Origin of the sequence: Pseudomonas simiae (genome assembly GCF_000934565.1) — a bacterium.
In the GTDB taxonomy this organism is placed as follows: domain Bacteria; phylum Pseudomonadota; class Gammaproteobacteria; order Pseudomonadales; family Pseudomonadaceae; genus Aquipseudomonas; species Aquipseudomonas simiae.
Map to the genome: position 1 here is coordinate 3197501 of NZ_CP010896.1, position 14398 is coordinate 3211898.

The 14398-nt window shown below is 60.5% G+C and carries 13 protein-coding genes and 1 pseudogene; 8 read left to right on the top strand and 6 right to left on the bottom strand.

Features of this window, described 5'->3' with window-relative positions:
• Positions 1-19: 19 nt before the first annotated feature.
• Complete coding sequence (locus tag PF1751_RS14300) at positions 20-1054, bottom strand: histone deacetylase family protein (RefSeq protein WP_044287256.1); 1035 nt, start codon at positions 1052-1054, stop codon at positions 20-22.
• Positions 1055-1175: 121 nt separating this feature from the next.
• Here PF1751_RS14300 and PF1751_RS14305 point away from each other — a divergent pair, with 121 nt between their 5' ends.
• The 3 genes from PF1751_RS14305 (at position 1176) to PF1751_RS29690 (ending at position 5668) form a co-directional block, all read left to right on the top strand.
• Positions 1176-1667 carry an Lrp/AsnC family transcriptional regulator gene (locus PF1751_RS14305; RefSeq protein WP_010210191.1) on the top strand — a complete coding sequence of 164 codons (492 nt, stop codon included), beginning with the start codon at positions 1176-1178 and terminating at the stop codon, positions 1665-1667.
• A 184-nt stretch (positions 1668-1851) separates the two neighbouring features.
• Positions 1852-4005 carry a TonB-dependent siderophore receptor gene (locus PF1751_RS14310; protein WP_044287257.1) on the top strand — a complete coding sequence of 718 codons (2154 nt, stop codon included), beginning with the start codon at positions 1852-1854 and terminating at the stop codon, positions 4003-4005.
• Positions 4006-4174: 169 nt separating this feature from the next.
• Positions 4175-5668 carry a methyl-accepting chemotaxis protein gene (locus PF1751_RS29690; protein ID WP_044287258.1) on the top strand — a complete coding sequence of 498 codons (1494 nt, stop codon included), beginning with the start codon at positions 4175-4177 and terminating at the stop codon, positions 5666-5668.
• A 13-nt stretch (positions 5669-5681) separates the two neighbouring features.
• Here PF1751_RS29690 and PF1751_RS28425 read toward each other — a convergent pair.
• Positions 5682-5870: pseudogene (locus PF1751_RS28425) on the bottom strand (putative 2OG-Fe(II) oxygenase); the annotation flags it as partial.
• Positions 5871-6105: 235 nt separating this feature from the next.
• On the opposite strand from PF1751_RS28425, the gene PF1751_RS14320 reads away from it, so the two are divergent.
• Complete coding sequence (locus PF1751_RS14320) at positions 6106-7443, top strand: MFS transporter (protein ID WP_021493030.1); 1338 nt, start codon at positions 6106-6108, stop codon at positions 7441-7443.
• Here the strand turns inward: PF1751_RS14320 and PF1751_RS14325 are convergent.
• Positions 7440-8570: a saccharopine dehydrogenase family protein gene (locus PF1751_RS14325; protein WP_044288136.1), complete on the bottom strand. Its 1131-nt coding sequence runs from the start codon at positions 8568-8570 to the stop codon at positions 7440-7442. The two genes, PF1751_RS14320 and PF1751_RS14325, sit on opposite strands and share 4 nt — an antisense overlap.
• A gap of 80 nt (positions 8571-8650) precedes the next feature.
• A complete protein-coding gene (locus tag PF1751_RS14330) occupies positions 8651-9817 on the bottom strand; it encodes an MFS transporter (protein ID WP_044287259.1) in 1167 nt (388 codons plus the stop codon).
• Between the two features lie 94 nt (positions 9818-9911).
• Between PF1751_RS14330 and PF1751_RS14335 the strand changes: the two genes are divergently transcribed.
• Positions 9912-10805: a LysR family transcriptional regulator gene (locus PF1751_RS14335; protein ID WP_010210184.1), complete on the top strand. Its 894-nt coding sequence runs from the start codon at positions 9912-9914 to the stop codon at positions 10803-10805.
• Here the strand turns inward: PF1751_RS14335 and PF1751_RS14340 are convergent.
• Positions 10800-11573: a pyrroline-5-carboxylate reductase family protein gene (locus PF1751_RS14340; RefSeq protein ID WP_029529136.1), complete on the bottom strand. Its 774-nt coding sequence runs from the start codon at positions 11571-11573 to the stop codon at positions 10800-10802. The two genes, PF1751_RS14335 and PF1751_RS14340, sit on opposite strands and share 6 nt — an antisense overlap.
• A 116-nt stretch (positions 11574-11689) precedes the next feature.
• Between PF1751_RS14340 and PF1751_RS14345 the strand changes: the two genes are divergently transcribed.
• The 3 genes from PF1751_RS14345 to PF1751_RS14355 all read left to right on the top strand — a co-directional run bounded on the left by PF1751_RS14345 (position 11690) and on the right by PF1751_RS14355 (position 13443).
• Entirely contained in the window at positions 11690-12046 is a 357-nt protein-coding gene (locus PF1751_RS14345; RefSeq protein WP_010210182.1) for a VOC family protein, read from the top strand.
• A 147-nt stretch (positions 12047-12193) separates the two neighbouring features.
• Positions 12194-12736 (top strand): ATP-binding protein, encoded by a 543-nt coding sequence (locus PF1751_RS14350; RefSeq protein WP_010210181.1) that lies wholly within the window; start codon positions 12194-12196, stop codon positions 12734-12736.
• Positions 12737-12822: 86 nt separating this feature from the next.
• On the top strand, positions 12823-13443 hold the full coding sequence (locus PF1751_RS14355) for a LysE family translocator (RefSeq protein ID WP_010210180.1): 621 nt from the start codon (positions 12823-12825) through the stop codon (positions 13441-13443).
• 76 nt (positions 13444-13519) lie between these two features.
• Here PF1751_RS14355 and PF1751_RS28880 read toward each other — a convergent pair whose 3' ends face one another.
• Positions 13520-14338, bottom strand: a complete 819-nt coding sequence (locus PF1751_RS28880) for a glycine-rich domain-containing protein (protein ID WP_137206015.1) — start codon at positions 14336-14338, stop codon at positions 13520-13522.
• Positions 14339-14398: the final 60 nt, after the last annotated feature.

Genomic DNA, 14398 nt, shown 5'->3' on the forward strand with positions numbered 1-14398 from the left:
AAAAGACGACGGATTGTTGTTATCGGGTGTTGCTTTCGAAACCGTGCAGTACGTTGACGGCGTTGATGCCGATTTCATCGACCATGTAGCCGCCTTCCATCACGAACAGGGTTGGCACTCCGACGCTGGCGATGATTTCACCCATACCGAGGAAGTCCTGGCTGTCGAGGAGGAAGTGGCTGATGGGGTCGTCCTTGAAGGTGTCGACCCCCAGGGAGATCACCAGCACGTCGGGGGAAAAGTCGCGCAGTTGCCGGCAGGCATCGATCAGGGCGGTCTGGTAGTGATCCCAGGTGGTGTTTTTGGGCAGCGGGTAATTCACGTTGAAACCCTCGCCCGCGCCCGCGCCGCGTTCGTTGGCAGCGCCGGAGAAATACGGATAAGACACCGCCGGGTCGCCATGCAGGGAAATGAACAGCACGTCCGGGCGATCGTAGAAAATATTCTGCGTGCCGTTGCCGTGGTGGAAATCCACATCCAGCACCGCCACGCGCTTGGCGCCTTGGGTCACGGCGTGCTGTGCGGCAATCGCTGCGTTGTTGAGGTAGCAATAACCGCCCATGTATTCGCGGGCCGCGTGGTGGCCCGGTGGACGGCACAGGGCGAACGCACTCTGATGGCCTTCGCCGATCAGCGCCAGGCCGGTCAAGGCGATGTCCGCGCTGGTTTTGACCGCATCCCAGGTGGTGCGGGTAATCGGCGAGCCTGCGTCCATGGCAAAGAAACCGAGCTTGCCGTCGATAAATTCCGGCACCTGCTGGTTGGCCAGGTCACGGACCGGCCATACCAGGGGCAATGCGTCATGGCTGCGACCGATGGCGGTCCATTCGGCCCAAGCGGTTTCCAGGAAGGTCACATAGCGCTCGCTGTGGGCGTTGACATAACAGGCCCGATCAAAGCGGCGCGGCGTGATGATATCGCCCAGGCCAACCTGCCTGACGCGGTCACGCACGGTGTCGGCGCGGCTCGGTTGCTCGAATGAAGGTTTCAGCACGCCGTCTTTGAGTTCGGTGCCGTGGTGCAAACGGTGGGTTTCGCTAAAAACAGTCAACATGGGTGGGCATCCGCCAGTAAAAGACAGGGTCTATTTTGTTCTGGCTGGCGTGGGCTTTCTTTGCTTTTACTTGCGCCACTGATAGGTTTATCGGGAATTTTTTCCTACCTGGCGCGAACTTATGAAAAATAAAACCAAGCAGGTCACGCTTGATGATACCGATCTCGCCATTCTTGCCCTGCTCCAGCAAGACGCGAGTATTTCCAACGCCCAGTTGAGTGAGCGTCTATCCCTGAGCCTCACGCCCTGCTGGCGGCGACGCAAACGCCTGGAAGAAGAAGGCGTGATCAAGGACTACCAGGCCAACCTCGACCGCAAGATGCTCGGGCTGGACATCATGGCGTTCGTGCATGTGCGTTTTGCGATCCATACCGATCATGCGCCGGATGCGTTTGAAGCCGTGGTGAAGGAACTGCCGCAAGTGTTGTCCTGCCACAAGATCACCGGTGATGCGGATTACCTGTTGCAGGTGCTGGCGGAAGATCTGGACAGCTACAGCGAGTTTGTCGAGAGCGTGTTACGGCGGCAGTTGGGGATTGCGTCGATTCAATCGAGCCTGGCGCTGAGGGAGGTCAAGGCGACGAGTCGAGTGGCGATCCCCTTGCGTGAATAAGCGCTGCGCACGTCGCATTTCCAGGGCGACGGCATGGCGATTTGCCGTCACACGGAGGTGAAAAATTCGTTAACCAATTCTCTCTGAAGCCTTTTTCCCAAAAGATCAACATGTCACACTGATGCGAATAATTATCAACACTTTTATTATTCGCCACGGAAGGCATTCGGGGAGAGTCAGTTTCATGTCTGTGCAACAACACGGCGGCAAAGGTTTTTCACCCAGTCTGATGGCGTTGGCCGTCTGTCTTGCAAGTTCACCTGCGGTGTTTGCCGCTGAGGCGGAAAAAGCCGCCCCACTGGAATTGGGCGCCACCCAGATCAGTAGTGAACAGTTGGGCCAGACCACCGAAGGCACCCAGTCCTACACCACCGGAGCAATGGCGACCGCCACCAAACTCCCGCTGACCATGCGCGAGACGCCCCAAGCCGTCACGGTGATCACCCGCCAGCGCATGGACGACCAGGCCATGACCAGCGTCAACGACGTGGTCAAGAACACGCCAGGCCTTTTCCTCAGCCAGTCCAGCGGCCCCGGTCGGCATACGTACAGCTCACGTGGCTTCGACATCGACAACATGATGTTCGACGGCATTCCCAGCTCTTATTCCGGCTACGCCAACAGTGTGCAGCCCAACCTGGCGATGTTCGACCGTGTGGAAGTGATCCGCGGCGCCACGGGCCTGGTCACCGGCGCCGGCAACCCGTCGGCGGCGATCAACTTTGTGCGCAAGCGTCCAACCGCCACGCCGCAGGTGTCGATCACCGGTGCCGCCGGCAGCTGGGACGATTATCGCGGCGAGTTCGACGCCTCCAGCGCCTTGAATGACAGCGGCACCCTGCGCGGCCGCGTGGTGGGTTCCTACCGCGACGCCAACAGCTTTCGCAAAGGAGAAGAAAGCGACCACGGCCTGTTCTACGCCATCGGTGAAGCCGACCTCAGCGAAAACACCACTGCCACCCTGGGTTTTTCGCGCCAGCAAGACCAGACCAACTTCTTCTGGGGCGGCTTGCCCATCGGCACCGACGGCCATCACCTGAACCTGCCCCGCTCCACCAACCCCGGCTCCGATTGGGAAAACAAGAAGCTCACCATCGACACTGTATTCGGTGATATCGAACATCGCTTCGCCAATGACTGGAAGCTCCACATCGCCGGCTCGTCATCACAGTTGGATGGCGTGTTCACCGGCACCTACCAGTCGCGCTACCAGACCACGCTGGCGCGCACCGCCTACCAATCGCACCAGGACGACAAACAGTACGGCCTGGACACGTTCCTCAGTGGCCCGGTCGAAGCCTTCGGCCGCACCCATGAAGTGGTGGTGGGCACCAGCAAACGCGTCTATGACGCCACGTCCAAGGAATACAGCCCCTACGACACCAATTACCCGTTCAATGGGGCAAAACCGGACTTCGTGCGCAACGGCAAAGGCCACAACATCACCACCCAGGACGGCGTTTACCTGACCACCCGCCTGAACCTGGCCGACCCGCTCAAGGTGATCCTGGGTGCCCGCGTGGACTGGTACGACTACGATGACCGCCAGGGCGACGGCGACTACAAAGTCACCCGCAACCTCACGCGCTACGCCGGCGTGATCTACGACCTGAACGACCAATACTCCGTTTACGCGAGTTACACCGACATCTTCACACCACAGACAGACCGGGACTTTTCGGACAAACCACTTGAACCTATCGTCGGCGAAAACTACGAAGTCGGTATCAAGGGCGAGTACTTCAACGGCGCACTCAACGCCAGCCTCGCCGTGTTCCAGATCGACCAGAAAAACCGCGCTACCCTGCCCGAGAGCCAAGCGGGCTGCCCGATCATGACCTGCTATGAGGCCTCCGGTATGGTACGCAGCCAAGGTATCGATTTAGAACTGCAAGGCGCGCTCACCGAAAACTGGCAAGTCGGCGGCGGGTTTACGTACACCCGTGCGCATTACATCAAGGACACTAACGCGTCCAACAACAACCAGCGTTTCGACACCGACACCCCGGAACGTTTGTTCAAGCTGACCACTTCCTATCGCTTCCAGGGCCCACTGGAAAAGCTGCGCGTCGGAGGCAATGTCTACTGGCAGAGCCGCATGTACAACGATGTGGTACTCGCCAACAGCAATACCTATCGCCTGGAACAAGGCAGCTATGCCGTGGCAGACGTGATGGCCGGTTACCAGGTGAACAAGCACCTGGACCTGCAGCTGAACGTGAACAACATCTTCGACCGCACCTACTACTCGGCCATCGGCAACAGCCCGATCTGGGGTCCTAACGACACCTACGGTAACCCGCGCAGCTTTGGCGTCACGGCCAAATACAGCTTCTGACCATCGCCCGATAAGCGGCTACCCGTCCGGGTAGCCGCGCCTAAAGTCCCGCCTCCTGATGCCGATATACGGTTGGCATCACTGATTCCAATAAAAACCAAAAAAATATCTGATTCGCTCCACCCTGCCCCTCACTTTGATTCGGCCAGACCACATGGAGTAAGTGTGAATGCCCACTCGCACGCGTTTTTTCGAGCACTACCGCAAAGCCGACCGCATCATGCTGGCGCTGGTCTGGCTGATGTTCCTGTTCTCCCTGGGCCTGGCGTTCTGGCACGACACCTTGATGCAAGCCATCATTGTTGGCGGCAGTACCAGCGTGGTGCTCACACTGCTCTACCGTGCGATAGGCGGCAGCCGCGTGATGCGTTGCGCCCTCGGCGCAGGTTTGATGGTCATGGCGGCGCTGCACATTAACCAGGCGCAGGGCGTGATCGAATCGCACTTCGGGATCTTCGCGTTGCTGGCGGTGCTGACGTTTTATCGCGACTGGCTGCCGATCCTGGTCGCCGCCGCCACCATCGCCGTGCACCATGTGGTATTCCATGCCCTGCAACATCAAGGCGTTCCGGTGTTTGTGATGGAGCATCACGGCGGCTGGACCATGGTGTTCGTGCATGCCTTCTACGTGGTGATGGAGACCGTCGCCCTGCTGTACCTGGCCGTGCACAGCCAGGCCGAAGCGGTCGAGAGCCAGGAAATGCTCGAGAAGATGCTCTCCGTCACCACACAGATCTCGGCGCAAACCGCCCAGGGCGAAGGCAAGGTGCACATGTCCCTGGCCAAGCGTTTCGATCACTTCTTGCAACAGATCACCCACCTGATAGACGGCGTTGCGCGCGACTCCCACGGCCTTGGCCAACTCGGCCAGGAACTGGCCAGCGCCAGCGGCACCCTGGAAAAAGGCGCGCGGCACCAATTGGCGGAAATCACCCAGATGACCGGTTCCATGCAGCGTATGGAAGACGCCATGGGCCACATCGCCGTGCATGTCGAACAGGCGGTGGATCACGCTGGCAAGGCCAGCCAACAGATTTTGCGTGGCCAGGAAAGTGTCGGCCGCGCCCAGCAGGAAATCACCCAGTTGGCCTCACGCCTCAACGGCACCCATGAAACGGTGCAAGGTCTGGCCGTACAGGCCGAGCAGATCGGCACCGTGCTCGATGTGATCAGCAGCATCGCCAACCAGACCAACCTGCTCGCCCTCAACGCAGCCATCGAAGCCGCCCGCGCCGGCGAGCAAGGCCGTGGCTTTGCCGTGGTCGCGGACGAAGTACGCAACCTGGCGCAGCGCACGGCAGTGTCCACCCAGGAAATCAAGACCATCATCGAGAGCCTGCAACACGGCAGCCGCCAGGCCGTGGAAGCCATGCACGACAGCCGCCAAGGCGTGGACCGCTGCGTGGAAGACAGCCAGGTCGCCGTCGATATGCTCCGCGCGGTGGGCAGCGACATCGCACAGATCGACGACCTGAACGGGCGAATCGTGACCACCACCCGCGAGCAGACCGAGGCGAACTTGGAGATTGTCGGGCGGTTGCAGTCGGTGCAGAGCATTGCGCAAAGCACCGCCAACGATGTGGAAACCCTGGCTCGCAGCAGTGAGCAGCTGCCGCCGATTGCGGTGCGGTTGGATGCGTTGGGCAGACGCTTCCATCAGTGAAACCTAAGGGGCGTCATGTACCGAAGTTGAACGCGATCGAGATCCGTGGCCGCGTTCCCTTAAAGCGTCGTACCGAGTGCATCAACCAGGATGGAAACATAATCAATGTCCCGCTACTGGCGACACAGGTGCTGCTGAACCCGGCCGTCAGGCAATCCTCGACCCGCATGCGCAAGGCGGGATTGTAGGTCGAGGCGACCATGATGTTTGCCAGTAGCCACAAACCATACCGGCATCAAAGGTTCAGCGATGTAAACCATTGTTAAAGTCTTAATCACAGTTGCGCACAGGCTCCTTGCCTCACCTGGCCCAATTCCTGCCTCCCCCCAATACCCGCAAGTCGCTGCTGACTACGCGGACGACTCTTTTGGGCCCCGCCGCCCAACAGCCTGCCCCGATAATCAGTCATCCCCATCGCTATCCCGAGGCCTTCCCCCATGACGAGCCCCTCCACCGAACAGGTCAGCCCCCAGACTCTGCGAAAGGTCATCATCGCCGCCGGCATCGGTAACTTTGTCGAGTGGTTTGACTTCGCCGTCTACGGCTTCCTCGCCACGACCATCGCCCAGCAGTTCTTCCCCAGCGGCGACGCCAGCGCGGCATTGCTCAAAACCTTCGCCGTGTTCGCCGTGGCGTTTGCCTTCCGGCCACTGGGCGGGATTTTCTTCGGCATGCTCGGCGACCGCATCGGCCGCAAGCGTACCCTGGCCATGACGATCCTGCTGATGGCCGGCGCCACTACCTTGATAGGCCTGCTGCCGACCTATGCCGCCATCGGCGTAGCGGCGCCGATCCTCTTGTCGCTGATTCGCTGCGCCCAAGGGTTCTCCGCCGGGGGCGAATACGCCGGGGCCTGTGCCTATCTGATGGAACACGCGCCCAGCGATAAGCGCGCCTGGTATGGCAGCTTCGTGCCGGTGTCGACGTTTTCCGCTTTCGCCGCCGCCGCGGTGGTGGCGTATGCACTGGAAGCGTCGTTGTCCGCCGAGGCCATGGGCAGTTGGGGCTGGCGCTTGCCGTTCCTGATCGCCGCGCCGCTCGGCCTGGTGGGGCTTTACCTGCGCTGGAAGCTGGACGAGACGCCCGCCTTCCAGGCCGTTAAGGAAGAACACACCGTCGCCCACTCCCCGCTCAAGGAAACCCTGCGCAACCATGGTGCGGCGATCTGCTGCCTGGGCGCTTTTGTGTCACTGACGGCGCTGTCGTTCTATATGTTCACCACGTATTTCGCGACGTATCTGCAGGTGGCAGGAGGCTTGAGTCGGGCGATGGCGTTGCTGGTATCGCTGATTGCATTGATTTTCGCCGCGGCAATTTGCCCTTTGGCGGGGTTGTACTCCGATCGAGTCGGGCGGCGCGCCACCGTGATGACGGCCTGTGTGTTGTTGATGGTCGTGGTGTATCCGTCGTTCCTGATGGCCAGCTCCGGTTCGTTCGCGGCATCCATTGTCGGCGTGATGTTGCTGGCGGTGGGGGCGGTATTGTGTGGCGTGGTCACGGCAGCCTTGCTGTCGGAGACGTTTCCGACCCGTACGCGCTACACCGCCTCGGCGATCACCTACAACCTGGCCTATACGATCTTCGGCGGCACCGCGCCGTTGATGGCGACCTGGTTGATCAGCACCACGGGCAGCAATCTGTCACCGGCGTTCTACCTGATTGCAGTGGCGTTGCTGGCGTTGGCCGGTGGATTGGCGTTGCCGGAAACTTCGCGGATTTCCTTGCACGACGTGGGGCCCGAGGACAAAAGCAGCGCGCCCGTGCTTTCGCGTTAAACGCCCTGCTCGTCAGAGAACCGCACGGCCAGACTCAGGTTCGCCGGATCGTTGATCGCGGCCATGTATTCATCCACGGTGATCTCACCTACGCACGGTCGCGCGCCAGGCATGGGTACGTAACCTTGAGCGATTTTGATGGCCAGGGCCACGGCAGCGCAGCTGGGGATCTCCGGGCCTTTGTCATTCAAGGCCGTCAATTGCACGGTCAATGACAAAGGTCCGCCGTCGGTCCCCAAGCCCTGCACATCGATGTACATCGCGCTTTTACCGTCGCCAAATCGCTCGAACCAGGTGCCCAGGCGGTGCAGCCGCGCCGCCCAGGCCACATGATCCCGTACCACCCCCAGCTTCAGTGCCTGAGCCAGCACCCAGTTGGCGACACCCCCCAATTTGAGCCCCGCGCCAGCTTTGAAGCGCAAGGTATGGGCGCCATACCGACCGGCGAAGATGTCCATGTCCGGCACATCCACATTGGCCAGCACTCGCGTGCCCAACACCGGCATTTTGCGCAGCGTCAGGTCCTGCCAACCCAGCACTTCGTGTACCTGGCCATTCCTGAGTTGCTTGATCGGTTTGCCCGCGTAGGCCAGCACACCTTCGATTGTCGACAGGCCTGGCATCTTGGCCGACGAGGAAATGCCATGTTCGATCGAGTCGATGCGCGAGAAGCGAGACCGGTACTGATCGATGAGCGCAGACGACAGCGTCGGCACTGAGCTGCAACCACTGAGAATGGCCACGCCCGCCTGTTTGGCGTGCACGTCCAGCACGCCCACGCCATTGACGAAGGTGCGGCAGTCGGACAGGTCGCAGTAGTTCACCCCGGCTTCGATGCAGCTCAGGGCAACTGCATAGGACTGCCCTTGGAACGGCCCGCCGGTATGAATCACTAACTGGATATGCTTCGACAGTAAAACACCCGCGAATCCGGCCCCCATCGCGTCGCCACACCAGCCTTCGCAGACAGTGCCGGGCTGCGCATTCAACTCGTCGAGTTTGCGCTGCAGCTTGTGTGGATCACGGCCCGAGATCACCAGCTCAATGCCCGGCGCTGCGGCCAAATGTCGGCACACGATGCTGCCGAAATTACCGTAGCCGCCGATCACCATCACCCTGAGTGCCATTCCAGTCGTCCCTGAACCATCGATCATGCGCTGCGCCTGCACCAGGCTGGCAGCTGAGGCGGCCAACGATACTCGATTTCCTAGACCGCCGCAGCCATGCGGCCTCTGGCGCCCCAGGCGAACGTCACGACCATCAACAGCCCCAAGCCCGCCATCGCGGCGCCGGCCAGGGAGATCGCCGGATAGCCCAGCCCTGCGTTGATCACCGCGCCTCCCACTGCGGCGCCAATCGCGTTACCGAAGTTAAAGGCGCCGATATTCACGGCCGAAGCCAGATTCGGCGCGTCTTTGGCCGCTTCCATCACGCGCATCTGCAAAGGCGGCACGACTGCGAAGCTGGCGATCCCCCAGATAAGGATGCTCACCGCTGCGGGTATCGGCCAACGCATCAGGAATGCGAAGGCCAGCAGGACCAGGATCAGGGCGCTCAGCGAAACGATCAGGGTCCGGTCGATCGAGCGGTCTGCCGCCTTGCCGCCCCATATATTGCCCAGCGTCAACCCGACACCGAACAACACCAGCATGGCCGTGATAAAGGGGGTAGACGCATGGGTCTCGTTGCTCAGGATCGGCGCGATATAGGTAAACACGGTGAACATAGCACTGGAACCCACCACGGTCAGGGCCAGTGCCGCCAGTACCGAACCGCGCCCCAGCACCTTGATTTCGGCCAGCACACCGTCGCTTTTCGGCAGCGGCAGGTTTGGCAGCGCGAACCATAGCGCGACCATGGTCACCAGGCCCAGTCCGCCAATGCCCCAGAACGCCGTACGCCAGCCAAGCAGTTCACCAAACCAGGTCGCCAGTGGCACGCCACCAATGGTCGCGAGGGTCAGGCCCATGAACATCGCCGCGACGGCTCCGGCGCGCTTGTCCGGCGCGACCACACTGGCGGCGACGATGGAACCGACGCCAAAAAACGCGCCATGGTTGAGCGAAGTGATGACGCGGGCGATCAACAGGTCGTAATAGCCGGTTGCAAGCGCCGACATCACGTTACCCAGGGTGAAAATGGCCATAAGGCCGACCAGCAAGTGACGACGGGGAATCTTGCCGGTGGTCAAGATCATCAGGGGCGCGCCGAGCAATACCCCCAGGGCGTAGGCGCTGACCAACAGCCCCGCAGTGGGAATCGAAACGCCAAGGTCATTGGCAATAGTGGGCAACATGCCCATGGGCGCGAACTCAGTGACGCCAATGCCAAAGGCACCGGCAGCAAGGGCTACAAGGGGTGGATTGATACGCATGGAAGACTCCTCATTTATGCCGCAAATGCTACGATCTACGCTTTAACGGCACTAGACCGTTTAATTGGCAATCACCTTTGCGCGCGAGGCAAAAATGGATTTCAACGGCAGGTCGGGTGAGATGGCTGTATTCGCGATGGTGGCGCAGGAAGGCAGCCTTTCGGCCGCGGCACGGGCACTGGGACTGACACCTTCAGCCGTCAGCCGGGTCATCGCGCGCACGGAACAGCGCCTGGGCAGCCGCCTACTCATTCGCACGACCCGGGCCATCGCCTTCACCGCCGAAGGCGAGGTTTACCTTCGCGGCGCTCGGCGCATCCTGGCCGACATGGCCGAAGTCGAGGACGCCATCGCCGACCAGGGTGCCCCCAAAGGCAGGTTGCGGGTCAGTGCGGCCCTGGGCCACGGCCGCATGGCCATCGTGCCCCTGGTGGCAGCGTTCAGCGCCCGCTATCCGAACATTGTGGTGGACCTGACCTTGGGCGACGAAATAGTCGACATCCTCGGCGGCCAAGCCGACGTCGCGATACGCTTTGGCGACCTGCCAGACAGCCCGCTGACGGCGCGCCGCATCGGCGACACCGGCCAGGTCGTGGTGGCGTCGCCTGACTACCTTCAGCAACACGGCACGCCTCTGGAGCCGAACGATCTGTTGCGGCACAACTGCCTGCGTTTCAACTTCCGCCGGGCCCAACCCGATTGGCCCTTCGCGCAGAACGGCAAGACGTTTTCGCTGAAGATAAACGGCAATATCGAATGCAGCAGTGGCGAAGCACTTGCTCAACTGGCGCGACTAGGCGCCGGTATCGCGCGCATCGGCACGTTCACGGTTGCAGAGGACCTGCAACGCGGTCACCTGGTGCCCCTGCTCGAATCCTGGAACCCCGGCGACCGGGAGCCGATCCACGTGGTGTTTGTCGGCGGTGCGAGCATGCCGGCGCGGATCCGCGTGTTTGTGGACTTCTTGCTCGAACATCACCGGCTATAAACGCGCAGGCTTGTGCAGGCGCTCAAGCACCTCATCAGCGGCCTCTCGCCATGCCTGCGTCGCGCCTTTATCTCTGAGCACCTCCAGCCCCGCCGCCGTGAAGGTGCCTGGTGTGGCAATGGCGTGACCCAACGCCTCCAGGCTGGTCGACGGCTGGTGGCGGGCGCTGGCCAGGCAGTCTTGCAGGTTGCCCATCACCAGTTGGGCGGCCTGCTCTCTGGACAGGCCTTTGTCGGTAAACCACTGCTGAAGATCGCTCAGGAAGAAATAGAACCAGCCGTTCATGCAGGCCGCGACAGTGGCCAACTCGAACGCCTCCTCCTCGTCCAAAACAACCAATGACCCCAGCGCGCCCAGCAGCGTTGCATGGGGTTCACCGCCGGGCGTGACCACCACCGTGGTCTGGTTGATCTGGGCGGCATAGGACAGCATGGCACGGACCACACGCGCCCGCGGGAAACGGCGCTGCAGTTCCACAAGCTTCAATCCAGCCACCAACGACACCAGCGTTTGCTCAGGTCTAAGCTGCACTTCATCAGAAAGCTGTTGAACCACCTCCGGGCGCACACCCAGCACCAACAGATCGGCGCCATCGACGACCTGTTGATTGTCGGCCCTCACCTCGCAGTTCCACTGTTTAGCGAGTTGCTGCGCACGTTCCTGGTTGCGCGGCGACAGCAACACCCGCCCCTCAAACCCGCTGCGACGCAGACCGATCACAACCTTCTCCGTCAACTCACCGACGCCCAGGATTCCAATCTTCAACACGCTGTCTACTCCGATCAATTCTGTAGTCGAGGCCATCATAGGCACGATTCGCGTATTCATGCAGGCATGGGTTCACGCTACACTCGCTGCTCTGAAGATCAGCCAGGAAGGCAAGCATGGGCACTCAAGGTAAAGACCGACAAATCGACAACATCGAATTCAATGTCAGCGATATTGCCCGGAGCAAAGCCTTCTACGGCGGTGCGTTCGGCTGGACCTTCGTCGATTACGGCCCCACCTATACCGAGTTCAGCGATGGCCGTCTGACTGGGGGATTCACAACGGGGGAGCCGGTGCGGCCGGGTGGGCCTTTGGTCATCTTGTACGCCGATGATCTCCATGGGACGCAGCAGCGGCTCAAAGCCCTGGATGCGCTCATTACCCGCGAGACATTTACGTTTCCCGGTGGAAGCCGGTTCCACTTCATGGATCCGGATGGGTATGAACTAGCAGTCTGGACTGCGCAAACCTAGGCGCCTGGGATACGAGCGCGATACCCAACAGCAGAGTGAACGGATGCCCATGGCCCTACTCTTCACACTGTAGCCAATGGTCATCTGACAAGCCCTCGTCTCCATAAATGGGGCTGGAACAGCTTGTCGTGCATGAATGGAGGACACATGCGGATCTACATTACAGGTGCTTCATGCGCCGGCGTGACCACACTGGGACAACACCTCGCCACTCGGCTCGGTCTGCGCCAGGTCGATGTCGATGATTTCTACTGGATGCCCACCGACCCTCCGTTCACAACCAAGCGACCACCCAGCGAACGCGTGTCACTGATGCAACAGGCACTCGGTGACGACGGTTGGGTGCTGACCGGCTCTTGCATGGTCTGGGGAGACGCGTTGATTGCTGATGCAGACGTGATTGTGTTCGTCGTCACGCCAACGCCCCTGCGCCTGGAACGACTGGCTGCCCGCGAAAAGGCGCGCTATGGAGATCGAATCGCACCCGAAGGTGATATGCATCAGATCCACTTGGCCTTTCGGGAATGGGCTTCGCAGTATGACGACCCGAATTTCTCGGGGCGCAACCGGGCGTTGCACGAGGCGTGGCTATCACAACTGACGGCCCCGATCTTACGGGTCGACGGGGCTGACAGTGTTGAAACAATGGTGACGGCGGTCGTTCATACGGTGTCGAACATTGCGCAATAGCTGGAAACATGAACGGCTGAGGCTGTCCAACGACGTCCACTGCCCTTATCCTCACAGCTCCCCGCCCACGCGAACCCGGAGCCGCCATGGACCTCGCCACCCTCGCCCTTTTCCTCCCCGCCTGCTTTGCCCTGAACATGGCGCCCGGCCCGAACAACCTGCTGTCGGTGAGCAATTCCACGCGCTACGGCTACCGCACGTCATGCCTGGCCGGCATCGGTCGCTTGCTCGCCTTTGCCGGGATGATCGCCCTCGCTTCGGCCGGCTTGGCCGTGGTGTTGCAAACGTCGGAGTTGTTGTTCTATGGGATCAAGATACTCGGCGCGGCGTACCTGTTTTATCTGGCGCTTCAGTTGTGGCGCGCCAATCCGGAAGCAGAGGCGCAATCGGCCACGGCCAGGGTGGGACTGTGGGCGTTGGCGCGGCAGGAGTTCTTAGTGGCGGCGGGCAATCCGAAGGCGATTTTGATCTTCACCGCCTTCCTGCCTCAATTCGTGGTCCCCGGCGAGCCAGTCACCCCACAATTCGCGCTGCTCGGCGCGATGTTCCTGGTGCTGGAGTGGATCGCCATCAGCGCCTACGCCTATATGGGCCTGCACATGCGGCGCTGGTTTGCCGAGCCTCGGGGCAAGCGGATCTTCAATCGGTGCTGCGCGGGGTTGCTGTCGGCGGCGGCGACGGTGTTGTTGATGGCGCGCCGGGCTTGAGCAATGCATTGTTTGCAAAGCCCGACCGCTCTTGAGGTCAGCTACCTTCTGGCCATTTGGTTTTAATCAAACACCTTCAAAATTTTACGAGCTCTAGAATGACGCAACCATCTGAGCCGCTCTCCCCAGGAAGTCCGGGCGTTGAAGCAGCAGCGACGCTACCATTTAGACCTCCTTTGCCTCCTGCGCCAGCCCCTTTACAAGCCTCCAAGGAGCTTCCCGATGCTCCAGCACCTGGTACATCCCTTTTTCCGCTTTCACCGGCACGGCCTGGCGTCGCTGACTCAGGAACAGCGTCGGGCTTGCGACACTCCACACTCAGCCCCCCTCCCGCACCACCCGCACCGTTGTCAGTGACGCTTGAACGTTCAAAAGCACCAGTAGCACCTGAGCCTCCAGCAGCGATCACACCACTCTGACTTCCATATACCGGGGTATACGCCGCTACGTTTGTATTAACCGTCGTAATACTGCTAGATCCTCCATCCCCCCCTTTATGTCCTCCAGAATCGTCGGTAGCACCTCCCATGCCCCCCTTACCTCCAGCGCCAACATTAATAGTGATGGCCTGGACATTAAGGTCCTTTGAAGGAGGATAAAAGTTGCAGACTGTAGTTGCACCACTTCCGCCACCACCACCGGAGATTCCATTTATGCCCAAATTAGACACATACGTCTCCACAAAATTACCAGTATTGGAACCACCGCCAGCACCACCACCTCCCCCCCCAATCAAAGTGACCCGAATGCTTCTAATATCTCCCCACTTGGGAGCGGTATATTTATACTGACCCGCCTTGTTGTAAACCTCGTCTGCGGGGGCGAGTGTAGAGATGAAGGCACTGATGACGATAGCGGCATAGATAAACGAGGTTTTACCGTTCGATGTGCTCATGACCCGTATCGTCCTTAGTTGTTAGCGCGAAGGTTTACTGAACATTGGGACCAAATACAC

Coding starts and splice junctions, on each gene's coding strand:
- PF1751_RS14300 (WP_044287256.1), bottom strand. CDS start 1,054: ATGTTGACTGTTTTTAGCGAAACCCACCGTTTGCACCACGGCACCGAA.
- PF1751_RS14305 (WP_010210191.1), top strand. CDS start 1,176: ATGAAAAATAAAACCAAGCAGGTCACGCTTGATGATACCGATCTCGCC.
- PF1751_RS14310 (WP_044287257.1), top strand. CDS start 1,852: ATGTCTGTGCAACAACACGGCGGCAAAGGTTTTTCACCCAGTCTGATG.
- PF1751_RS29690 (WP_044287258.1), top strand. CDS start 4,175: ATGCCCACTCGCACGCGTTTTTTCGAGCACTACCGCAAAGCCGACCGC.
- PF1751_RS14320 (WP_021493030.1), top strand. CDS start 6,106: ATGACGAGCCCCTCCACCGAACAGGTCAGCCCCCAGACTCTGCGAAAG.
- PF1751_RS14325 (WP_044288136.1), bottom strand. CDS start 8,570: ATGGCACTCAGGGTGATGGTGATCGGCGGCTACGGTAATTTCGGCAGC.
- PF1751_RS14330 (WP_044287259.1), bottom strand. CDS start 9,817: ATGCGTATCAATCCACCCCTTGTAGCCCTTGCTGCCGGTGCCTTTGGC.
- PF1751_RS14335 (WP_010210184.1), top strand. CDS start 9,912: ATGGATTTCAACGGCAGGTCGGGTGAGATGGCTGTATTCGCGATGGTG.
- PF1751_RS14345 (WP_010210182.1), top strand. CDS start 11,690: ATGGGCACTCAAGGTAAAGACCGACAAATCGACAACATCGAATTCAAT.
- PF1751_RS14350 (WP_010210181.1), top strand. CDS start 12,194: ATGCGGATCTACATTACAGGTGCTTCATGCGCCGGCGTGACCACACTG.
- PF1751_RS14355 (WP_010210180.1), top strand. CDS start 12,823: ATGGACCTCGCCACCCTCGCCCTTTTCCTCCCCGCCTGCTTTGCCCTG.
- PF1751_RS28880 (WP_137206015.1), bottom strand. CDS start 14,338: ATGAGCACATCGAACGGTAAAACCTCGTTTATCTATGCCGCTATCGTC.